This is a genomic window from Desulfosporosinus sp., assembly GCF_014237355.1.
GTDB lineage: Bacteria > Bacillota > Desulfitobacteriia > Desulfitobacteriales > Desulfitobacteriaceae > Desulfosporosinus.
This window is the reverse complement of sequence record NZ_JABZFS010000039.1, coordinates 100,834-123,378: the sequence shown is the minus strand read 5'-3', so window position 1 is coordinate 123,378 and position 22,545 is coordinate 100,834. Positions and strand designations below refer to the sequence as shown.

General features: G+C 40.6%; 22 protein-coding genes. 14 read left to right on the top strand and 8 right to left on the bottom strand.

Annotated elements, in window-relative coordinates:
- Nucleotides 1-269 precede the first annotated feature (269 nt).
- The 12 genes from HGJ98_RS08850 to HGJ98_RS08795 all read left to right on the top strand — a co-directional run bounded on the left by HGJ98_RS08850 (nucleotide 270) and on the right by HGJ98_RS08795 (nucleotide 12,595).
- A complete protein-coding gene (locus HGJ98_RS08850; RefSeq protein ID WP_367142703.1) occupies nucleotides 270-1,733 on the top strand; it encodes a 4-hydroxyphenylacetate 3-hydroxylase family protein in 1,464 nt (487 codons plus the stop codon).
- A 214-nt stretch (nucleotides 1,734-1,947) separates the two neighbouring features.
- Nucleotides 1,948-2,253, top strand: coding sequence for a hypothetical protein (locus HGJ98_RS08845; RefSeq protein ID WP_291350700.1), 306 nt, complete (start codon nucleotides 1,948-1,950; stop codon nucleotides 2,251-2,253).
- A complete protein-coding gene (locus tag HGJ98_RS08840) occupies nucleotides 2,246-3,181 on the top strand; it encodes a CoA transferase subunit A (protein ID WP_291350699.1) in 936 nt (311 codons plus the stop codon). The genes HGJ98_RS08845 and HGJ98_RS08840 overlap by 8 nt, the downstream gene beginning before the upstream one ends.
- A gap of 19 nt (nucleotides 3,182-3,200) precedes the next feature.
- The gene (locus HGJ98_RS08835) at nucleotides 3,201-4,061 is read left to right on the top strand and encodes a CoA-transferase subunit beta (RefSeq protein WP_291350698.1); all 861 of its coding nucleotides are present in this window, start codon (nucleotides 3,201-3,203) and stop codon (nucleotides 4,059-4,061) included.
- A 14-nt stretch (nucleotides 4,062-4,075) separates the two neighbouring features.
- Entirely contained in the window at nucleotides 4,076-4,840 is a 765-nt protein-coding gene (locus HGJ98_RS08830; protein ID WP_291350697.1) for an SDR family NAD(P)-dependent oxidoreductase, read from the top strand.
- Nucleotides 4,841-4,909: 69 nt separating this feature from the next.
- Nucleotides 4,910-6,235, top strand: coding sequence for an MFS transporter (locus tag HGJ98_RS08825; RefSeq protein WP_291350696.1), 1,326 nt, complete (start codon nucleotides 4,910-4,912; stop codon nucleotides 6,233-6,235).
- A 63-nt stretch (nucleotides 6,236-6,298) separates the two neighbouring features.
- On the top strand, nucleotides 6,299-7,477 hold the full coding sequence (locus HGJ98_RS08820; protein WP_291350695.1) for an acetyl-CoA C-acetyltransferase: 1,179 nt from the start codon (nucleotides 6,299-6,301) through the stop codon (nucleotides 7,475-7,477).
- A 164-nt stretch (nucleotides 7,478-7,641) separates the two neighbouring features.
- Entirely contained in the window at nucleotides 7,642-8,496 is an 855-nt protein-coding gene (locus HGJ98_RS08815; protein WP_291350694.1) for a 3-hydroxybutyryl-CoA dehydrogenase, read from the top strand.
- A gap of 18 nt (nucleotides 8,497-8,514) precedes the next feature.
- Nucleotides 8,515-9,285 carry an enoyl-CoA hydratase-related protein gene (locus HGJ98_RS08810; RefSeq protein WP_291350693.1) on the top strand — a complete coding sequence of 257 codons (771 nt, stop codon included), beginning with the start codon at nucleotides 8,515-8,517 and terminating at the stop codon, nucleotides 9,283-9,285.
- A gap of 93 nt (nucleotides 9,286-9,378) precedes the next feature.
- Nucleotides 9,379-9,903 carry a nitroreductase family protein gene (locus HGJ98_RS08805; protein ID WP_291350692.1) on the top strand — a complete coding sequence of 175 codons (525 nt, stop codon included), beginning with the start codon at nucleotides 9,379-9,381 and terminating at the stop codon, nucleotides 9,901-9,903.
- A 25-nt stretch (nucleotides 9,904-9,928) separates the two neighbouring features.
- Nucleotides 9,929-10,351, top strand: coding sequence for a thioesterase family protein (locus tag HGJ98_RS08800; protein ID WP_291350691.1), 423 nt, complete (start codon nucleotides 9,929-9,931; stop codon nucleotides 10,349-10,351).
- 321 nt (nucleotides 10,352-10,672) lie between these two features.
- Nucleotides 10,673-12,595, top strand: a complete 1,923-nt coding sequence (locus tag HGJ98_RS08795; protein WP_291350690.1) for a PAS domain S-box protein — start codon at nucleotides 10,673-10,675, stop codon at nucleotides 12,593-12,595.
- 4 nt (nucleotides 12,596-12,599) lie between these two features.
- On the opposite strand, the gene HGJ98_RS08790 is transcribed toward HGJ98_RS08795, so the two are convergent.
- The 4 genes from HGJ98_RS08790 to HGJ98_RS22400 all read right to left on the bottom strand — a co-directional run bounded on the left by HGJ98_RS08790 (nucleotide 12,600) and on the right by HGJ98_RS22400 (nucleotide 17,258).
- Complete coding sequence (locus tag HGJ98_RS08790) at nucleotides 12,600-15,077, bottom strand: HD domain-containing phosphohydrolase (protein WP_291350689.1); 2,478 nt, start codon at nucleotides 15,075-15,077, stop codon at nucleotides 12,600-12,602.
- 197 nt (nucleotides 15,078-15,274) lie between these two features.
- On the bottom strand, nucleotides 15,275-15,457 hold the full coding sequence (locus HGJ98_RS08785; protein WP_291350688.1) for a ferredoxin: 183 nt from the start codon (nucleotides 15,455-15,457) through the stop codon (nucleotides 15,275-15,277).
- A gap of 98 nt (nucleotides 15,458-15,555) precedes the next feature.
- Nucleotides 15,556-17,124, bottom strand: coding sequence for a sodium:solute symporter (locus tag HGJ98_RS08780; RefSeq protein WP_291350687.1), 1,569 nt, complete (start codon nucleotides 17,122-17,124; stop codon nucleotides 15,556-15,558).
- Nucleotides 17,125-17,153: 29 nt separating this feature from the next.
- Entirely contained in the window at nucleotides 17,154-17,258 is a 105-nt protein-coding gene (locus HGJ98_RS22400; protein ID WP_367142702.1) for a symporter small accessory protein, read from the bottom strand.
- A gap of 779 nt (nucleotides 17,259-18,037) precedes the next feature.
- Here HGJ98_RS22400 and HGJ98_RS08775 point away from each other — a divergent pair.
- A complete protein-coding gene (locus tag HGJ98_RS08775) occupies nucleotides 18,038-19,180 on the top strand; it encodes a bifunctional 3-deoxy-7-phosphoheptulonate synthase/chorismate mutase (protein WP_291350686.1) in 1,143 nt (380 codons plus the stop codon).
- Between the two features lie 61 nt (nucleotides 19,181-19,241).
- On the opposite strand, the gene HGJ98_RS08770 is transcribed toward HGJ98_RS08775, so the two are convergent.
- From HGJ98_RS08770 to HGJ98_RS08755, 4 genes are read right to left on the bottom strand one after another with little or no spacing between them, the layout of a single operon-like run.
- Complete coding sequence (locus HGJ98_RS08770; protein ID WP_291350685.1) at nucleotides 19,242-20,057, bottom strand: GDSL-type esterase/lipase family protein; 816 nt, start codon at nucleotides 20,055-20,057, stop codon at nucleotides 19,242-19,244.
- 6 nt (nucleotides 20,058-20,063) lie between these two features.
- Nucleotides 20,064-20,720, bottom strand: a complete 657-nt coding sequence (locus tag HGJ98_RS08765) for an ABC transporter permease (protein ID WP_291350684.1) — start codon at nucleotides 20,718-20,720, stop codon at nucleotides 20,064-20,066.
- A complete protein-coding gene (locus tag HGJ98_RS08760) occupies nucleotides 20,672-21,067 on the bottom strand; it encodes a hypothetical protein (protein ID WP_291350683.1) in 396 nt (131 codons plus the stop codon). Before HGJ98_RS08760 ends, HGJ98_RS08765 begins: the two co-directional genes overlap by 49 nt.
- Complete coding sequence (locus HGJ98_RS08755) at nucleotides 21,060-21,980, bottom strand: ABC transporter ATP-binding protein (RefSeq protein WP_291350682.1); 921 nt, start codon at nucleotides 21,978-21,980, stop codon at nucleotides 21,060-21,062. Before HGJ98_RS08755 ends, HGJ98_RS08760 begins: the two co-directional genes overlap by 8 nt.
- 214 nt (nucleotides 21,981-22,194) lie before the next feature.
- Here HGJ98_RS08755 and HGJ98_RS08750 point away from each other — a divergent pair, with 214 nt between their 5' ends.
- Nucleotides 22,195-22,521 carry a YnfA family protein gene (locus HGJ98_RS08750; RefSeq protein WP_291350681.1) on the top strand — a complete coding sequence of 109 codons (327 nt, stop codon included), beginning with the start codon at nucleotides 22,195-22,197 and terminating at the stop codon, nucleotides 22,519-22,521.
- The last annotated feature ends 24 nt before the right edge of the window (nucleotides 22,522-22,545 follow it).

Here is a 22,545-nt window from a genome sequence, read left to right as displayed (position 1 = left end):
TTCAACAAAGCATAATGTAAAGTTTTATACATCAGAGGTCTTTCCAGCGGGGGAGGACCTTTTTTATTTGCTCACCTAATCGTAGCGTAGCGAATGACTACACTGTAGCAATTTGCTGCAGTTAATTACAAGAAGAAGTCGTTCGTTGGCTGCAAAATCACACTAAATACAGGCATTTATGGAGTGAACTGCATTTCTTGATTGTGGCATAGGTCTTGCACTTATTACATTTCATCTGCGAGAACTAACATTTAAAAGGGGAAATGATTATGAAAACAGGCAAAGAGTATATCGAAAGTTTGCGGAACCGCAATATCAAGGTTTATGTAAAAGGTCAACTTTTAAAGAGTGAAGAGGTAATCGACCATCCTTTTATTCGTGGACATGTGAACTCTGCAGCGATGACCTTTGAGCTTGCCCATGACCCTGCCACAGAAGACCTGGTGACCACCATTTCACATCTTACTGGTAAGAAAATTAATCGCTTTACTCATATTCATCAAAGCAGGGAAGACTTAATCAAGAAAGTCAAAATGTTACGTATGATCTCTCAAAAAACAGGCACATGTTACCAGAGATGTGTTGGGTTTGATGCCATAAACGCTTTATATTCTACAACCTTTGAAATGGATATGAAACTTGGAACTAGTTATCATGAACGCATGAAAAAATATATCGAATACATGCAGGATAACGATATCATGGTTGCTGGAGCCATGACTGACCCCAAAGGAGACCGAAGTTTGCGACCAGGACAGCAAGCGGATCCTGATATGTTTGTACATGTTGTCGAGAGAAATGACCAGGGAATCGTGGTCAGAGGAGCAAAAGCTCATATGACGGGCATGGTTAACTCGCATGAGATGTTAATTATGCCAACTATGGGCATGATCGCCGAAGATAAAGATTATGCGGTATCCTGTGCAATACCAGTTGACGCCCCTGGAGTACTGCACATCTTTGGTCGACAGACGAACGATGACCGTAAATGTGAAGGGGAAATAGATCAAGGGAACGCTCAGTTCGGTATTGTCGGCGGCGAATGTCTTACCGTTTTGGAAAATGTTTTTGTGCCCTGGGAAAAGGTCTTCATGTGTGGCGAAACTGATTTTGCCGGCATGCTGGTAGAACGGTTTGCAAGCTATCACCGACAAAACTACGGCGGCTGTAAGGGTGGCGTTTCCGATATCGTGATCGGTGCTGCGGCAGTTATGGCTGATTACAGTGGTTATGCGAAGGCTGCTCATATTAAAGATAAAATCAACGAAATGATTCACTTGGCAGAAACCCTCTATGCTTGTTCCATCGCTTGTTCTGCTGAGGGGAAACAAACTGCCTCAGGATCATATTTTGTAGATCCTCTTCTGGCAAATGTCGGAAAACATAATGTTACTCGGCTGATTTATGATATTGACCGAATTGCCCAAGATATTGGAGGGGGCTTGACTGCTACACTTCCTTCAGAATCTGATCTAAGGAATCCTGAAATTGGTATGTATGTGGAAAAGTATTTCAAAGGTGTTGCATCTGTTCCAACTGAAGATCGGATGCGTATGGCCAGACTACTTGAAAATATGACGGGTGGCACGGCATTGATCGAAAGTATGCATGGAGCTGGTTCTCCTCAAGCGCAAAAAGTAATGTACTCGAAGCTATCTAATCTAGAGCATAAGAAACGCTGTGCAATGGCTATTGCCGGTATTAAACCAAAAGGCGATGAAAAGACAAAATAGCATGTAGCATAGCGAATGACAACACATAAAGAACAAAACAAGGGAAAGGGCGAGGAGGGGGATCTGATAGACTTATAGTTTGTTCTTACGAAGGGGCACTGACTCTGTCGGGCTGCTATCGGTGTATATATGGCTAGTGTACAAGCTAGTCATATATACAAATCTCCTTAAATTGAACTGTTCGATAATTACTCTTACAGGTGTGTTAAAGTTTATGAAAACTATAATTGGTGTTAAATTTTGCGGACATTGTAATCCGCTAATCGAAGGAACAGAAGTTATTGAGAACCTCAAGAAACTGGGACCTGATTTGGAGTTTGTATCTTGGGAGGAGCAACAAAAAGATATCCTTCTGATTTTTAGTGGCTGCACATCGGACTGTGCTACTCGTCCTCAATTTAGGGGTCCTGTGATTAACGTGTCTGGCAGTTCAGTGGAGCGAATTCAGTATTCGTTATCAGAACTACCGAGCCAAATTCTAAGAACGATTAGAGAAAAGGAGGCGGTATGTCTTGATTAATATTAATCCTAATGACAAAAAGAAACCGGATAAACGGATGACCCTAACCGATGCTATTAAAACCTATGTTCCCGATGGAAGCATGATTTCGTTTAGTGGTATGGGAGGAGCTCAATGTGTTGCTCCGACCTACGAAATAATTAGGCAAGGAATTAAAAATCTAACCTTTGTGGGAGACAGCCCTTGTGAAAGCGGAGATATGTTAATAGGAGCTGGAGCGATTAAGAAGGCCGAAATAGCTTGGTGTTCATATGCAGTTGCTGGATTAGGGTATAACTATCGCAGAGCAATCGAACAAAAGATTCCCCACGAAATTGAACTGGTGGAGTACTCGAATTATACCATTGGCTTAAGGTTTTTAGCGGGTGCTATCAATGTTCCATATATTCCGACCAAATCCTTATTGGGTTCGGACCTCTTAAAGTATAACGACAAGATTAAGGTTGAAGAAGATCCTTATAACGGAGAAAAAGTAGCTTTGATTCCAGCCGTTAATCCTGATATAGCCATTGTTCATGTTTCCCGTGCCGATAAACGAGGAAATGCTCAGATGTTCGGTTTTTCTTCGAATGCTGAAAACCTGGCTCGGGCTGCTAAACACACCATCGTTACTTGTGAGGAGATTGTGAGTACCGAGGAAATACAACGCCACCCTAATTTAACGATCATTCCGGAGTATGCAGTGGATGCGGTTGTCGAAGTACCATTTGCCTCTCATCCTTGGAATTTTCCATATGCCTATGCTTATGACATGCCCTTTCATACTGAACAATTATCTGCCTTTAAAACAAGAGAAGGTTTTGAGAAATGGTTAGAAGACTACTGCTTTGCTCCTGGTAGTTGGGAGGGCTATCTTGAAAAAGTGGGATTTGGCCGTCTTGAAAAACTACGGCAACTTGAACGACGCTTTACTAAAGCAAAATACTAACTAGAAAGGTGGGATAAACATGAGCAAAGAATATGCCCAAGATTATTCGTTGCAAGAGCTTCTAGTAGCAGCTTCTGCTAAGGAGATTATGGATGGTGACGTAGTATTTGCTGGAGTAGGCGTCCCGACCTTAGGCGCCATGGTTGCAAAACTAACCCATGCCCCCAATGTCATCATGGCCATGGAATCTGGAAGCATTGGACCACAGCCCTATCGTGTGATTTTAGGAATTGGCGACAATGCCTGCGTCGAAAACAGCATTTGTACCACGTCACTCTGGCGTCTTTTTTCTGATCAACAACGCGGATATTTTGATGTTGGAATGATTGGTGGAGCCCAGGTTGACAAATACGGAAATTTAAACAGCACCGTCATTTTTGGAGAGGGAGATTACTATACCCCTGCTTCACGCTTACCGGGTAGCGGTGGTGCCAATGATATTGCAAGTTCTGCAGGGAGAACAATCCTCACACTTCCCCTTCAGAAACGGCGTTTTCTGGAAAGGGTCGATTATATTACATCACCCGGCTATATTGACGGCTATGATGCACGCGAAAAACATGGCTTGCCCGGCGGGGGACCTGCAGCAATCATAACCAACAAATGTGTTTTTAGGTTCGATCCTACAACCAAAGAAGCGTATCTTTACAGTGTTCATCCTGGTGTTACTGTCGAAGAAGTAAAAGCGGAAGTTTCATGGGAACTCAAAATTGCAGACGATGTAAAAGTAACCGAGCCGCCCACCGTAGAAGAAGTTCGAATCACAAGAATCCTTGATGCTGGACAAATATATACAGGAAGCGGGCTTAAAGGATTAACCTTCGAAAAGTATGTTCAAATGCTAGAAACATCTCAAGAAATTCTTCACCAATTGTTTTGATAGGGGGTAATGTAGTGAATAATCCAAGCTTCGACTTAACGAATAAAGTAGCTATTGTGACCGGCTCCACTAAAGGGATTGGACAAGGGATAGCCGAAGGTTTGGCCAAGGCTGGTGCAAATCTCGTCATCGTTAGCCGAAATCAATCTGACTGCAATCAAGTAGCCGAAGAAATTAAAAAATTTGGACATGATGCCTTACCTGTTGCCACAGATGTCACGAATCTACAAGCGATTGAAGATTTAGTGAAGAAAGTAACAGAGTATTACGGAAAAATTGATATTCTCGTTAACAATGCTGGTTCAGCTATTACCAAGAAAGCTGAAGACCTAACTGAAGCAGATTGGGATCGTGTCTTGAACGTCGATCTTAAAGGTGTCTTCTTCTGTGCCCAAGCAGTTGGGCGTCAAATGATTAGCCAAAAACAGGGCAAAATTATTAATATTGCTTCCATTCTTGGTTTAGTAGGCGACCGTCAGGTTCTTCCTTATTGTGTTGCCAAGGGTGGCGTAGTACAAATGACTAAGGCTCTTGCTTTAGAATGGGCCAAACACAACATCCAAGTGAATTCGCTCTGTCCGGGCTATGTTATTACGCCAATGAACGAAGCTGACCTGAAACAAGAAAAAATCCACAATCATATCACGAAGAAAATTGCTATGAGACGTTTTGGTGAAATTAATGATATGGTCGGGGCCGCAGTTCTGATGGCTTCGAAAGCCTCGGACTATATGACTGGGCAAATGATTGTCATTGATGGCGGTTGGACAGCCGAATAAAGGCTTTACAGCTATAGATAAAACTGGAAAAAACTGCACTAGTCAAATATAATTAAAGGAGATTAGATTATGGGACAAATGCAAGCTGTCGGTAAAAAAGCCTGGGGTTATCGGTATGTAGTCCTCGTTGCAGTATGGTTATTATATGTCATCAACTATTTTGACCGAACAAGTGTATTAATCTTCCTGCCCATGATTCGGGATGATTTGGGATTAACTCCTGCACAAGCTGGTTTTGGGGCATCAATTTTCTTCTTTGCGTATGCCTTTGCTCAAATAAGTGGTGGATGGTTAGCTGATCGCATTGGGGCTAAAAAGGTCATGGGCATCGCCATTGTTGTGTTCTCAGCCGTAACTTTTTTCACAGGTCTAGTTCGTAGCTACGCCCAGTTTATTTGGATCCGTCTTTTGTTAGGTCTTGGTGAAGGACATCACTTTGCTCCAGCACACAAAACGATTGCAGACTGGTTCCCTAAAAAAGAAAAGGGAACAGCGACGTCCTTCTTCTCGACAGCTTGGGCTTTTGGACCTGCAATTATTCCCATGGTCATTACTGCTTTAGCAGCTGCTTTCGGGAGCTGGCGCCCAGTATTTTATGTACTAGCAGTCCCAGGACTTCTGGGTATGTTCATTCTTTGGTATTTCGTGAGTAATAAGCCTGAAGAAATGTTGAAAAAAGGTCGTATGACACAAGAAGAATTTGATTATATCCAAGATGGATTAGTCAGCGATAAAACTGTCGAAGGTAAAAAAGGCGGTATGTCCATCGTTATTAGAGACAAAAACTTCTGGATCTACAGCTTAGTTCTTTTCTGTAACTTAGCGATCTACTGGGGAAGTACAACTTGGATTTCTTCCTTCCTGTATGATCAACATCACTTTAGTCTCAAAACCATGGGAGCCCTGGTTTCTTTGCCCTATGTTGTAGCCATTATAGCCATGCTGCTTGGTGGTCGTCTAACTGATAAAGTCTTCAAAAACAAAACAAAACCAGTGCTTCTAATATCCTATATTGTCAGTATACCTGTTCTTTTCTACGTCGGCATGGTTCCCACTGGAAACGTTCCAATTATTATTACGATGCTTGTGTTACTGGGTTTCTTCGTTAATCTTAGTTTTGGTGCTGTTTATGCATACCCTCAAATTCGCTATCCTAAAGATATCGTGGGAAGTGCCGTTGGACTTTCGAATGGTTTTGGTCAATTAGGCTCGTTTGTCAGTCCACTGGTTGCCGGATTCCTAGTTGTTAAAACTGCATCAGGATACTCGTATACGGGCGCCTTCATCTTCTTCGCAGCATTAGCCGTATTAGCATCCGTTGGAACGATATTTTTAAAAGAAGACAAATTTGTTCCATTTAATAGCACAGATAAATCAACAAGTAAGAGCGTATAACTGTAATTCACTTCAGGTGGAGTTTTAACTCCATCTGAAGTTCACCAAGAGAGGAGCAAGTCCATGGAAGAAGTAGTAATCGTAGGTGCAGCAAGAACGCCTATTGGAGATTTTTTAGGATCCTTAAAAGATGTTTCGGCCGTTGAACTCGGGACGATAGCGGTCAAAGGTGCCTTAGAGAAAGCTGGTGTCGCGGCAAGACTTGTTGAAGATGTTGTCGGTGGAATGGTCTATAAAGCAGGAGTAAAAGGAAATCCTGCTCGGCAAATACAGCTGGCCATTGGTATCCCCATTGAATCTGCGGCGACAACCGTCGACCAACAATGCGGGTCGGCAATGAGAGCCTTAGAGATTGCAACCCAACAAATGCTGTTGGGTAAATCGAGTGTCAGTGTTGCTGTTGGAATTGAAAGCATGTCAAGGGCTCCACATCTGCTGCTTAATTCTAGACAAGGTATTAAGTTGGGACCTGACACTTTACAAGATCACCTTACTTATGATGCTTTAGTGGATGCCTTTATGGGCTATCATATGGGCGTAACAGCAGAAAACCTTGCTGAAAAATACAGCATCACTCGTGAGGAGCAAGACAGTCTTGCCCATCTCAGTCATACACGGGCTATAGAAGCTATCCAAAATGGTCGTTTCAAAGAAGAAATTGTGCCAGTTGAGATAAAGACTCGTAAAGGGACCACTATTGTTGAAGTGGATGAGCACCCTCGTCCTGATATATCTCTGGAGGGCCTAGCAAAACTTAGGACTGCGTTTAAGAAAGATGGAACCGTTACAGCAGGGAACGCATCCGGTTTGAATGACGGAGCAGCAGCCTTGGTCTTAATGACAGCCACGAAAGCAAAGGAACTGGGAATTAAACCGATTGCCAAAGTTCTGTCCACTGCTTCGTATGGAGTGGCCCCTGAAATTATGGGAATTGGACCAGCCTATGCTATTCCAAAAGCTTTAAACTATGCAAACCTTGAAATTGGCGATATCGATTACTTTGAGATTAATGAAGCTTTTGCTGCCCAATTTTTAGCAGTCAACAAAGAGCTGAACCTTGATATGGATAAAGTCAATGCGAACGGTTCGGGAATTGCATTAGGGCATCCTGTTGGGTGTACAGGTGTCCGCATTATCGTGTCCATGCTTAACGAACTGAAAAGGCGTGGTGGAAAATATGGCGTTGCCTCGCTATGTGTTGGTGGAGGTCCGGCTATGGCAACTGTTGTCGAGATGTTATAGTATTTTTTTCGCAAAAAGGGGCTGCCCTAAGCCCCTTTTTTTTACTAGGCAGAAATGTTAACCATTGTTATTTAGCAAAAAGATTGTAATTTAGATCGTTACCATCATTAGTTGAGTGATGGGTAGCTCTATTCTTAATTCTTATTTACGAGGAGGATTTTAGTATGAAAAAAATAGCTGTTCTAGGTGCTGGAACTATGGGCGCTGGTATCGCACTCGTTGCTGCACAGGCAGGCTTTCAAGTTATCTTACGTGATGTCTCAGAAGCTTTTGTTCTAAAGGGTCTTAAAATTATTGATAAAATACTCAGTAAAGCGGTTGAAAAAGGAAAACTGTCCGCTGAGGATAAATCAGGGATTCTTGGAAACCTAAAAGGAGTTTATGATGCAAATGAGTTAGCCGAAGAATTAAAAGATACAGACTTAATTATTGAGGCTATTGTAGAAAACATGTCAATCAAGAAAAGTGTCTACAAAGAATTTGACGCGCAATGTCCAGAAAAAACGATCTTTGCTTCGAACACTTCTGCTTTGAGCATTAGTGAATTAGCTGCGGCAACAACTCGTCCCCAAAATGTCATTGGAATGCATTTCTTCAATCCAGCCAATATTATGCAACTTGTTGAGGTAATAGCCGGAGCAGCAACAAGTAAGGAAACGGTTGAAACCGTCAACGAATTTGTCAAAGCAATAGGAAAAGTCCCCGTTCAAGTCAAAGAATCTCCGGGTTTTATTGTTAACAGGATGCTTGTTCCATTAATCAATGAGGCTGCCTTTATCTATATGGAGGGTATAGCAACTCCAGAGGATATCGATGCTGCGATGAAACTTGGAGCTAACCATCCGATTGGTCCTCTTGCACTAGGTGATATGATTGGTTTGGATGTTTGTCTTGCGGTTATGGAAACGTTATATACCGAATTTGGTGATCCAAAATATCGACCTTGTCCCGTTCTCAGAAAGATGGTTCGTGCAGGTTTCTTAGGGCGTAAAACCGAAAAAGGGTTCTACCAATATTAATAGCTGGGGGGAATTATGATGTCAGTCGTTGAGCTGAAGAAAGAAAATAGATTAGGTTTCGTGACCATAAATCGACCCAAGGTTCTCAATGCACTCAATGCGGAAGTTCTTTCCGAATTAGATCAAATAATAAGCAATATCTGCCAAGACAAGGAAATTGATGTTGTAATTTTTTCCGGCGCAGGTGAAAAGGCGTTTGTCGCCGGAGCAGATATATCAGAAATGAAAGATAAGTCCCCTCAAGAGAGTTATACCTTTGCGCGTCAAGGTCAAGTTTTATTTCAACGAATCCAGGAACTTCCTCAACCTACGATTGCGGCAATCAATGGTTTTGCTTTAGGGGGAGGATGCGAACTCGCAATGAGCTGCGATATGCGCATTGCAACGGATAAAGCAAAGTTTGGGCAACCGGAAGTAGCCCTAGGTATTATTCCGGGCTTCGGAGGAACGCAGCGTCTCCCGCGCCTTATTGGGCGAGCAAAAGCTATGGAAATCATTTTAACTGGTCGAACGATTAGTGCAGTTGAAGCTTTGGATTTAGGCTTGGTTAATAAAGTCGTATCAGCAGAAAACTTACTGGCTGAGGCAGTAAATCTGGCAGAAGCTATTCTTGCCAAAGGACCTTACGCTATTCGACAAGCAAAAGTCGCAATCAACAAAGGTCTGGAGGTAGATATTAATATAGGCTGTGAACTCGAAGGAAATCTATTTGCCTTATGCTTTGGTGAAGAACAAAAAGAAGGTATGTCCGCATTTTTAGAAAAAAGGGCGCCTATCTATGAAAAATAGTGGATAGTTTTTGCATGATCAGTTTACTGTAAAGTACATGAAGTTTGGATCTTGTTATTAAGACCATGTTAACACATGGGGAGGATTAGTGACATGAACGAAGCAATACAAACCATTATGACTCGGAGAAGTGTCCGAAAATACTTTGACCAACCCATTGGCGAGGATCAGGTACAGTGGATGTTACGAGCAGCTATGAACGCTCCCTCCGCCGGCAATGAGCAACCATGGGAATTTGTGGTTATTACTGACAAGGACAATCTTAGTAAAGTACCTGAATTTCATCCGTATTCTAAAATGCTCCTAGGAGCAACCGTGGCAATTTTAGTTGTTGCCGACCCAACCAAGGTAAAGTATGAAGAGGAACTGCAACAACTTTGGATTCAGGACTGCTCAGCAGCAACCCAAAATATCCTCCTCGCTGCCCATTCACTTGGTTTAGGGGCCGTTTGGCTTGCAGTTTATCCTGACCCTCCGAGGCTGAATGGAATGCGAAAACTTTTTGGTATTCCAGAAGAGCTGGTGCCGTTTAGTATCGTATCTCTAGGGTACCCGGTGGAACTAAAGCAAGCCACTGACCGCTTCGATAATACGCGTATTCACCGAGAAATCTGGTAAAAAACTATGACATGGAGGGGATGATATGCGAAGCGATTTTCGCTTTTTCCATCGGTTAAGAGTTCGGTATTCGGAAGTTGATTGGCAGGGAATTGTATTTAATGCTCACTACTTAACATATCTGGATGTAGCAGTTACTGAATATTTTCGAACTATCGGTCTTGATTATAAGCAACTTGCTCAAGAAGGCAAGATGGATATGGCTTTGGTCAAAACCACTCTGGAATATAAGAGTTCCGCTATGTTTGATGACGAATTAGATATAGGTGTGCGTATATCCCATGTGGGAAATACAAGTTATAATGCTGAGTTTGAGATTTACAAGACGGGCTTAGAGGATTTGGTGCTTATAGCCCAAACCATCTATGTAAACTACAACCCCGTAAAACGCAAATCAGAACCGGTCCCGGATTTCTTCCGATCTTTGGTCCAAACTTTTGGACCGTAAAAAAGTGTTTACGCTAACAGGACGGAATACTAGGTTGTATAAAAGCACCTAACCTCTCAATTTAATTGAGAGGTTAGGTGCTTTTATAGGTAAGTAAATGACTTCTTAAGTTTTGCATTTTGTATAACGGCATTGATTCGAACAAAATATATGGGTATATTTGTAAAACAAGAGTATCTTCCCGAAAAAGATACATAAAATTCAAAGAATCTATCAATTCGTGTTGAAATAATTAGATATAATTTTCAAGGGAAATTTAGTCAGTTATAGAATGAGTATATATTGATCTCTTGATCAATTTGAGAAGAGTGGTGAGAGAAAATGTCTAAAGACGAAGAAATTTTAGATTTGAAACAAAGGATTGCTATGTTTGAAGAAACTTTAGTAAATGCTCAAGAGGATAACGAAATTTGGGATAGAATCTTCAACGAGAGCTATTGGGGTATGATGGTTTGTGACGCAATTAGCGGTGATTTTCTGAAAGTTAATCCTTGTTATGCTGAAATGCATGGATATAGTTCCTCCGAATTGATTAAAAAAACTGTATATGATGTATTTGCTCCAGAGTGTCATAAAGACCTTCCAGCCATTATTCGCAGGATCCATGAGCAAGGTCATTGTACCTACAAAACCACTCATATTCGAAAAGACGGAAGTCGCTTTCCTGTACACACAGATAGTTATGCATTTACATATAAAACTCGGCTAATACGGGTTGTTTCAGTCTGGGATTTAACGGAGAGTGAGCTAAAAGAGAAAGAACTAAGGCAGTATAGGGAAGGTTTAGAAGAATTGGTCAAATCGCGAACGGAGCAATTAGAACGAACGAATGAGCAACTAAGAAGTGAAATCCACCAAAAAGAAGCCGCCGAAACTAAATTAGCTAAAGCTAATCAGGAGTTGATTAATACCTTAGAAAGTATTAGTGACGGTTTTTATACTATCGATCGACAATGGGTAATAAGCTATGTCAATAACGCCATGGTTAAAGCTTTAGAGGCAAATGGAATTAATAGCAGTATTGTAGGAACAGATTACTGGGAAACGTTTAAGTATGGAAATACCGTAATTAAAGAGTCGTGCTTAAAAGCAATGAGGGATGGGCAGCAATCTCAACTAGAAATTTTCGAGTGTCTAATGGGGCATTGGGTAGAATGTAGTATATATCCTACAGAAAGCGGAGTAGCAGTTTTTTCTCGTAATATTAACGAACGAAAGAAAAATGAAAAGATTATCAAAGATGAACATCATCGCCTCTATACCTTATTTGAACGTTTTCCAGGTCTGATTTGCATACAAGAAGAAAATTTCAAGATCCGTTTTGCAAATAAAAGTTTTAAAGCAAAGTTTGGTTCGTGTGAAGGTAACCACTGCTATGAGGCTATAGCAGGGTTGGACTTTCCATGTAAGGATTGCTTAACTCCAATAGTTTTGCGAAACTCTACCCCTCTATGGAATGAAGTTTTGATTGAAAACAGAACCTATGAGGTATATATTCAGCCTTTTACTGATATCGATGGCTCAAATTTAATCTTTAAAGTTTTAATGGATATTACGGATCGAAAAAAGGCTGATCGAGAATTAGCGCGTTTAGAAAGACTTAATATGGTGGGTGAAATGGCTGCGGGTATTGCTCACGAGGTAAGAAATCCTCTAACGACGGTTCGAGGCTTTTTGCAACTCCTTGACTCTAAGGATAAAGCAAAACTTCATCATGAGTTTTTTGATTTAATGATTCAAGAATTAGATAGGGCAAATCTAATTATTACTGATTTTTTAAGTCTGGCCAAAGAAAAATCGGCTGATTTTACCCTTATAAATCTTAAAAAGATCATAGAATCCCTAGTCCCCCTCTTATCAGCAGATGCCCTTAATCAAGATAAGGAAATTATTCTTGAGCTTGAAGAGGTACCGAACTTCCAGGGAAACGAAAATGAGCTTCGACAGTTACTTCTGAACCTAGTAAGAAATGGACTTGAGGCAATGAACGTTGGTTCGATTCTAACCATTAAAACTAATAATCTTGAAAATTGCATCTTCCTAAAAGTGTGCGACCAGGGAAGTGGTGTTGATCCGATGATATTCGAAAAGCTTGGTACGCCATTCCTGACAACAAAAGAACGGGGGACTGGGTTAGGTTTGGCAATTTGCCAAAGAATAGCTGCTCGCCATAATGCTGTTATTAATTTTGAATCAAATCCAACTGGAACAACAGTCACCGTTAAGTTTTATATATCCAATTAACATTTTAGAAACTAGATGCATCTTTACGTAATATGTTTAGAAATTGATCGACCATTTCAGGATCAAACTGTTTACCAGAACAGTTTTGGATTTCCTGAATAGCTTTATCTATGCTCATAGCCTCTTTGTAGTGTCTAGCGTGGGTCATAACATCGAAGGAATCGACAATTGACAATAATCGGGACAACTTCGGTATTTCTTTACCTATTAGGCCCTGAGGGTAACCGGTTCCATCAAATCGTTCATGGTGGGATAGGATTTGATTGGCAACGTGAGCTAAATCCGGTGTCGAAACTGCGATCCGATAGCCAATTTCAGAGTGGGTCTTCATAATTTCCCATTCTTCCGCGGTTAGTTTACCCGGTTTAAGTAAGATTGCTTCTGGGATACCAATTTTCCCAATATCATGAAGCAAGCTTAGTAAGGCCACTTCATCAAGTTCTTCTTGATTTAGCCCCATTTTCATACCTATCTGAACACACATTTGAGCTATTCTTCGGGTGTGTTCTTCTGTCTCGATATGTTTTTCATGAAGAGATTGTTCGAGAGAACTTAGAATTGAACTTTTAGCACTTCGGCTTTCTAGTAGTTTTTTTCGATACATTCTTTCCTCTGCCAGCTTTAAAGCAGCTCTCATATCCGTGTGTAGACTATCTTTATTAGCACGACCCCAGGAAATACTGATTGGACTTTGAAAACCTTTAATAGATTCGCACTCTTTTTTAATTTTCCTAATCAAATTATCAACATAGTTCCCATGGTTATCTTTAATAAAAATAATGAACTCATCTCCACTCCAACGGGCAGGGATATCATTGGCTGAACAGCAATTTTTGAGAATTTCTCCAACGGTACGTAAGAGACGATCTCCTTCATGATAACCAAAGGTATCGTTAATCAGTTTTAGACCATTTATATCACCCAGTATAATCCAACTGTTGCAGAATATACATGTATCAGCCTTTTCTAGTAATATTTCCACAAACGTCCTGTTTTTTAATGTCGTAACCACATCCGTCTGACTCAAATAAAGGTTGTCTGCTTCATAGTTTTTGCGTTGGGTAATATCCGAAATTGTGCCGATTAAACGGCTTGGTTTTTTAGACTCATCGTATTCAACGATCTTCCCTCGAACTTGGACCCACACCCACTCTCCAGAATATTTCCGAGTTCTGTATTCTACATATAGATTATCGGTGTTACCATTTAAGCAATTAGCCAAAGTAACTTGAAAAAGATTTCTATCCTCTGGATGTATTGTTTTGAGGGTTTGATTATAATTGAGATAACTATCCCGATTCACGTATCCTAAATAGTTTAGCCAGTCAGGATTAATATAGAATTCATTCTTCGATAAATCAGAATCAAAATAGCCGTCATTTGTTGCTCCCATGATTAATTTAAAACGTTCTTCACTCGTAGCTATTTCTTCATAATAGCTCTGAAGTTCTTGTAACATATTATTTGCACTCCCAGCGAGATTCGAAATCTCATCATTCCCAGGTAATGAGATCATTTTGGACATTTCCTTTTTGGTTCTAACAGAATTCATAAAAAAGTTAAGTTTTTCAATTCGGCGGATTAATAGAAATTCTAAGCAAAACAAATAAAGGCTGGTAATAATGAGTAGTATCACGAAAAATGCTAAACTTGTGTAATTGATAATAGCCAATCCATCGTTATACAGGGGCCTTTGGGTATCAAGGACCAAAATAATCTCAGGTTCATTGAAGATATTATTTAGCCTGGAATAACTCCTTACTGATTCTGCTGTCTTCTTAATGTGCAAGAAAGTGTTTTCAAAAGGTACCCTTTGTTGTGCCTGTTGCAATACCTCTTGAATCTTGGGATTCTGTGATGCTTCAAATTTAATGGTTACCTTTAAGGCATCTTCAAGATAATTTAGGAATTTTTCATCAATCAACTTGCAAAAGATAATAGCTCCATTATTTGGAGCATCCATGTTAGATGTTGTCACAGGCGAGATTGAAATAAGTAAGGGCTGTCCAGATATTATCAATAGCCCTGTTAGAGGTTTAGAACTAGACAGTAAATTTTGATAGTTCTTTTTCATATGTAAAATATTAAATAATTCTTCTTTTAGAGAATTCTCGATTACTGTTTCGATTCCATATACCTTAGTGAAAACTGTATCCCCTTTAATATCAAAGAAACCCATATAATTTAGATTTAAGGAGGTCAAAGTGTTATCATGAAGATTCACATCAACATATTCGCTATTGGTGCCATTAAGATAGTTAAAAGTATCATCCCAGTAGGCCCAGTCAGTCACTGTACTTTCTAAGGAAGATTTTTCTCGTTGAATAATCGACGTTGCTCGTTGAAAATCTTGACGGACCATTGTTTCTTCTGTTTTTTCTGCGTAATTAATAAATAATGTCCTAATAAAAATGATGGAAGTTAGAGCAATAAACACTATGCCGATTATGGTAATGAGAGATATTTTCTGTCTAACCTTCAAGTAGATCACCTCTAACTTCTTGTTTTCAGAAGAGTGCCCTATGCCTATTATCTAGGAATGTATATAATTATTTCTACATTTTACCGAAAATACCTCCTAATTTATAATATTTCGATTCTAGCTGTAAACTAAAAGCTTAAAAAACAACACCCTGGATCAATCCAGGGTGCGGGGGGAATTAGGAAGAGAAAAGGTGATCACTCTAAAATAATTGCTGCTACGGGGCAGCTTTTGGCTGCTTCTTTCGTTGATTCTTCGGCATCTTGAGGAACCGGATTTGTATAGGCTTCGGCAATCTCGTAATTCATCCTAAAAACTTGAGGACAAATGGCTTCACAGGCACCGCATCCAATACAATCGGAATTTACGATAGCAAACATTCTTTTTTACTCCTTTCTAACACACATTGTTCTGGTGCTGTGTTAATGCCTATCTGGTTAAGAGATCGCCGATAGTGTTCAAATTAGTTAAAAAGTTGCTAAGAAACATTTTCTAAGGGTTTGGTTACTAAGGAGACAAGGATGAAGACAATAATACTGGCTGGAAGTGCTACTATTAAAGGATCGACATAGCTTAAGGGTCCTGTTCCTGCAAGAGAATTTCTCCCAAATATAGCCTTCGCTAATCCAAAGATAGCCGATTCCTTAGTGTACACGAAGATGCACATAAAACTATAAACAAAGGTTCCAACGACCATACTCCAAGTAGCACCGGTTTTGGTTGCGCGCGGCCACCAAAGGGCCCCAGCATATATTGGCAGGAAAGCTGCGGCACAAAGACCAAAGAAGATCGAGGTGGCTACAGCAATAATGTTACCTGGTAAGACGTTGGCTACCATAACAGTAGCAATAAACCCAACAATTAAACCCCCACGGGCTAACAATAGTGTTTTAGATGAGTCATCTTTACTGGTTTTACCTAGAAGGTCATAGCTGATCGAGGTTGAAATAATGTGCAGCTGACCACTCAAGGTAGACATAGCCGCAGCCAACAGACCAAGTAAGAAAAAGTAAACGAGCCAGGCGGGAAAAGCTTGGGACAGGAACAAGGGGATTACTTTATCTGTATTAGGACCAGTTCCTCCAATAGCGGATGCCGTCATGGCAATCGTATTACTCGTTTCATGAAAGTAAACATTGGCAAGGGCACCGACAGTGAATGCTACACCCGTCATGAATAAAATAAAAACTCCGCCGAAAACTAAGGCTCGGTTTAACTCTTTGCCAGATTTAACCGTCATATAACGAACGATGAGTTGTGGCTGTGCTAAGACACCGATGCCAACTCCGAGCACTAAGGTGGAAATGACAAACCACCAGTTTTGGCTTAAAAAGGTGGGCATTGATGCAAAACCAGTCATTCCTTGTTTTGCTAATGCTTCAGGGACTAAGCTGGACATGGCGTTTAGTTTGGCATGTGCTACTGAGATGCCGCCAAGTTTTATATAGGTTAAACTAATTAATAGAAACATCATAATGAACATGAGAGTACCCTGAAAGGCATCCGTATACACGACTCCTCTCAGGCCGCCAAAGAAAACATACGCTAAAACTATGAGTGAGAGAACCCATAATGCAGTCGTGTAATTCATTTGTAAGGTTTGTTCTAGAAATCGGGCACCACCAATCATTACGGCTGCAGCGTATAGGGGCAAAACGATACTCATGAGTGCCGCGGACCACTTGCGAATAAAGCTAGACTGAAAATGAGCCCCTAATAGGTGGGGGAAGGTATAGGCTCCAAGTTTTTGCCCTAAGGTGCGTGTTTTCTTGCCAAAGAAAACAAAGGCTATGAAAATTCCAACAAAAATATTTGCAAATGTCAACCACAACATACTTAGTCCATAAAATCCTGCTGCTCCACCAAACCCAACAATAGCGGAAGTAGAGATAAAGGTTGCTCCATAAGCCATGCCCATGACGTAAGGATGGATATTTCCTCCAGCCACCATGTAATCCTTCGAAGACTTTGTATGTTTATAACCAAGATATCCAAGAAATGCTGTGATTAAAAGATATATCGCGAGAACAACTAAAAAAATTCCCACTTGCTATTCCACCCTTCAAACAATGAATTCTAGTCATTATTCCAATTGATTAAACCGTACACAACGCATAAAAGGGCACTGCCAATGGACATAAGAAATGCGGCAATGATTCCTGGGTCAGTCAGCCCTAACATAAATCCACCCCGTTCCATTTGATAAAATGCAGATGACTATTAGCATTAGCTGGACATATTACTTGAAATCAATGTTCAGATTGATTAAACGAGTTCACTATTAGACAACCTATTGCTCCTACCATTCCTACCGTACTAAAAAAACTAGTTCCCTTAACGTTCAGTTATTTGATATAATAAACTTTACACACCGTACTTCCATCCTTTCTTCTTTAATTAACATAACTTACTTATCTCTATGCTACCGTTGATGGGTAAAAGGAACATGCTGAAATTATAACAAATCTGTTACCAACAGACAATAGTTTTTTTGTGCTGTATTAAGACAGATTCGGGATTATTATTCTAACAATGCCTTTTTACAATAAATGCATTGTTCAGTATTGAAATCAGTATGACAGAGTGCTATTATTATCTAAACCGTTGATGGGGAAGTAAAACCGCAAGACCAACCACACAGAGAGCCGAGTATGGTGGAAGCTCGGTAGGTAATGGAGCGGGTAAATGGGCCTCAGAGGGTGGAGCGAAAAAGCTTAAGCTTTAGTAGCTACCAACGCAAAGCCAGCGTTAAAGGGCTAAGGGTGTGTTGGCACTCTGCATTAGAGGATGCATAGTTTTTTGTGCATCAATTAAGGTGGTACAGCAGATGAACGTCTGTCCTTATCTAAGGGCAGGCTTTTTGCGTTATGGCCATTATTCGTTCTATTCCAGGACTTGTAGGATTGAACGTGCAGAGAAAAAAACCCGCAAATGATAACAATTTGAGGGAGGCTGTTATTGTGAAGGACCTAATACTGGCAGGACGTAGAGCTGAACGATGTGTGATTGGGTTAAAGGACGTCACTATCGGTGCAAAAGAAATTATCTTGATAGGTGGGCCTTGTGCTGTCGAATCGAGTCTCCAGATGAGACGTTCGGCTGAAACCGTTAAAAAAGCTGGAGGGAAGATTTTACGAGGTGGAGTTTTCAAACCCCGCACATCTCCTTATAGTTTCCAAGGGTTGGGGTTAGAGGGGCTAAATTATCTGGTCCAAGCCGCCAAAGATCATGGCTTACTCTGTGTTACCGAAGTGATTGATGCACAGAGTTTGGATCAAGTTGTAAACAGAGTCGATATCATTCAAATTGGTGCCCGAAATATGCAAAACTTTGAACTATTAAAATTGGTGGGTAAAATAAACAAACCTATTATTCTCAAACGAGGATTGTCGGCGACGATAGAGGAGTGGTTGTTAGCTGCAGAATATGTTTTAGCCGCTGGTAATCCACAAGTTATTCTTTGTGAAAGAGGTATTCGGACCTATGAACCAAGTACTCGAAATACCTTAGATCTTAGTGCTGTAGGGGTTGCTAAAGAACTCTCTCACTTACCAGTTATTGTTGATCCTAGTCATGCAGCTGGTCGTAGAGATTTAATTTCCTCCTTATCCAAGGCCGCTATTGCAGCAGGTGCAGATGGATTACTAATTGAGACACATCCTAATCCAGCTGAGGCGGCAAGTGATGGACCTCAGTCGCTAACGCCAGGACAGTTTATTCAATTAGCAGGAGAACTTGGAGTGGTCGCATCTTCGGTTCAGAGAATTTTCACTGCTGGGAGACCTGAGGATACTATCGAATCTCTGAGGGCTCAGATTGATAGTATTGATCAAATAATCTTAGAGAAATTAGCAGATAGAATGCAAATCGTTCGCAAATTAGGGGATCAAAAACGTTTAGATCAGGTTAAAGTTGCCAGTCGACAAAAAGAAATTGTTCAGCGTTTAGTCAACCTTGCTAATGAACTGCAATTACCAGCTGAATTAGTAAAGAGGATCTACCCATTAATTTTTGAGTTCGGAATTCAGTCCCAAATTAAAAGTCATTTAGCCCAAGAAAAGGAATTGGAATTAAGTACCTACTATCCCACTAGTGGTAAGTGAATATATTATGAAAGGGTGGTAACAAACATCTTAAAGTTTGTTACCACCCTAATTATTAAACCTATAATCCTGTAAGAATGGATTCCACCGATTTACTAATTCGATTAGAAAGGGCTTGATATCCTGCAGAATTTGGATGCAGGCCATCCTGGGCGATATATCTCGCCAAATTATATTTCAGTAAGTCATGGGTTGGAATAAAGAGGGTGTTCCTATCTTCTTCGATAAGCTGTTGGGTATTATAGTTCCATGTGTTTAGAAGTCTAGCATCTTCGAGACTAGTGGCTCTTTCATAGGGATTATATAGACCTAGAAAAACTATTATGGAATTCGGGTTGGTTCTTCTTAGTTCTTTAAATATTAGCTTTAAATTGCTCTGATAACTGTTTAGCCTCACATTAAATTCGTCTTCTTTTTCAAGAGTATTCAACGAAAGGATCCTTCGAATATCATTACCGCCGATAGAGATAACAATAACATCTGAATTGATGATCACTTTCTCAAGACGTTGGCTTTGGAGTTGTTCCAGAAGACCTAAGCTTTCTAGCCCATCTATGCCTGCGTTCTGCACAAGGATTTCTTTAGAGGTGTTGTTTTTGAAATTCTCCGGGAGATAGTTAGAAAACCCTTTGCTCTTTTCGTCTCCCGTTCCTTTTGCAACAGAGTCTCCCAGGATAAGCAATTGGATTGTGTTGGGGCTCTTTGACGAGTGTGTGGAATCCTCAGGTGTTTGTGTTATTGGGTCTGCCGAGGATGACTGAGGACTATCCATGGTTGTGACCATGATCGCTTTATAGAAACCGCTCGCTAAAAGGATGAAGCCCGCGCAAGCGATGGCCAGAATAGAATACCACATGCTCTTTTTTAACACATTCATATCTCCTTAGACCAGAATATCTTGGTTCGTAAAGTAGAGAAAGCTAACAAGGATTGAAGCGATGGTCCATCCCAGCAGGACCGAAATCGAGAACAGCATCGTCATCCCTTCGATAGGTTGGAACGATCCCGATAAATAATCTGTAAGTCGTAAATTGACCATGAACATATAGCGGGTGATCTTCCAATCAGAGAGAAAGTAGCTAATGAAATTACCTGCTACGAGGGTGGACATAATAATTCCAATAGAAGCAGCCGTACTTTTAACTAGAATAGATATCATGAACGAGATACTTCCTACGACAACTGCTACAAAATAAGCTAAGGAATAAACCATCAGAGTATAGTGCCACTGAGGGACATTGAGAACCGTGGAGGTGTCTAGCTTTCCCGCTATAACTTTAAAACCTGTCGCAACTGGGGCAAGCCAACCGCCAAAACCGAAGAAGAAGCCTGAAATAAGCACGGATAACACAAAAGCAAAGAATAAAATAATGACTTCCAAGATCATCAAGGTTAAATATTTGCTGAGAAGAATTTTCCATCGAGGGACATTTCTAACAAGAAGTAATTTGATGGTTCCGCTTGAGGATTCTCCCGACACCATATCCGCTGCTAACATAATAACCAGTAGGGGCAGAAATAAGAAAATTGATTGTTCCATGAATTAGTGGTAAATTTTGCTGCAGACTGTTCTAGCGGGTTAATATTATTATCGAGGTTATATTGTAGTTGTTCAATTCTTACCCGGAGTGAGGATTTATCCTTCTCATCCCGATAAGGGCTGTCAAGTCTGTTTTTCATATCAATTAGCTGTTGATCCGCCAGCTTACGCCAATCATCCGTTGCCGCAATTCCCATTCGTTGAGTAAGTTGGGCCTTAGTTCGTTCGGTGGTGTGATTTTGACCATAGGCAAAAACCGAGATCAGCACAACAAGTATCGCAAAGACAAACATTAGTCGTTTCTTGGAAATCATCTTGATTACTTCATTTTCAATTAGGCTAAACAATTTCATCACCTTCCGTAAGGTCTAGAAATAAATCTTCTAACGTGTTTTGCTTTGCCGAGCAATAGGTGAGTGCTAGCCCTTCTCGAATAAAAAATTCATTGAGTTTATCAAGGGGGTGTTGGCCTATGTCAGCGCTGATGGTATTCTTCTTTAACTGAATCGCCTCGATCTTCCAATGTTCCCTTAGCAGAGAGATTGCTTTGTCAGGAGCATTTAACTGCCATTCAATTTTATCATTGTGTTTAAGGATTTCTTGAACCTGGGCAGTTTTCATGACACTACCTTGCTTGATAATTGAGACGATATCACACATTTGCTGAATCTCCAACAATAGATGGCTTGATACAAAGACGGTCATCCCTTCCTCATAGGCAAGTTTACGGATCAAGGTTCTAAACTCGGTAATTCCAGCTGGGTCGAGTCCATTTGTAGGTTCATCTAGAATTAAAAGTTTGGGTCTAGCTAGGATGGCCTGAGCGATTCCTAAACGTTGACGCATACCTAAAGAGTAGGTACTGACTTTGTCATTGACCCGATGCTGAAGCCCCACCATTTCCACGACATCTTTAACCCGCTGTCGGCTGATGGTTTTATTCATGGATGCAAATTGTAACAAGTTTTCCATGCCCGTTAAGTATTTGTACATATCAGGGCTCTCAATTATGCAGCCGACATTCGACAAAGCTTTAACAAAGTCCTTAGTCACGGAATAACCGCAGATTTTCACAGACCCTTCTGTTGGTTTTATTAATCCGACAATCATGCGTATGGTGGTTGTTTTTCCTGCACCATTAGGACCAAGAAAACCGAAAATCTGAGAGGGATATAGAGTTAAGTTTACCCCTTTGACGATAGCCTTACCTTTAATTGTTTTTCTTAAGTTTGACAGTTCCAAGACTGGAGTTTGTTGCATTAGTTCTCCTTTTAGTTCGTTTTATTTAGAAGTATTACTAGGGTCAACGTTCTTTTTAGTATAAGCAAAATTAACCTAAATAGGAAGTTTAGATGAAGCTACAGCTATTCTCGAAAGAATAATTAGTGTAGTTGGAATATAAGGTAAACCTTAAGTAGTTATACTGTTGAAGTATATTTTAAATAGTGAGATATGGCAAAGGAGGGGAAGATTCATGGTGCAGGCAATTTTTCTATTCATACTGGCAGGTTTGGCCGAAATCGGAGGAGGTTATTTGGTATGGCTTTGGCTTAGAGAAGCTCGGCCTGTTTGGTATGGTATAATTGGAGGACTCATCCTTATTTTTTATGGTATCATACCCACATTACAGAAGTTTCCCAGCTTTGGTCGTGTATATGCTGCCTATGGAGGAGTGTTTATTATTTTGGCAGTTATATGGGGATGGGCTGTGGATAAGAAAGTTCCCGACACCTATGATTGGATAGGAGCTGCCATCTGTATAGTAGGGGTTTCTGTCATGTTATGGGCTCCTCGACAATAGGTAAAAAAGGCTAAGGAAATTCTG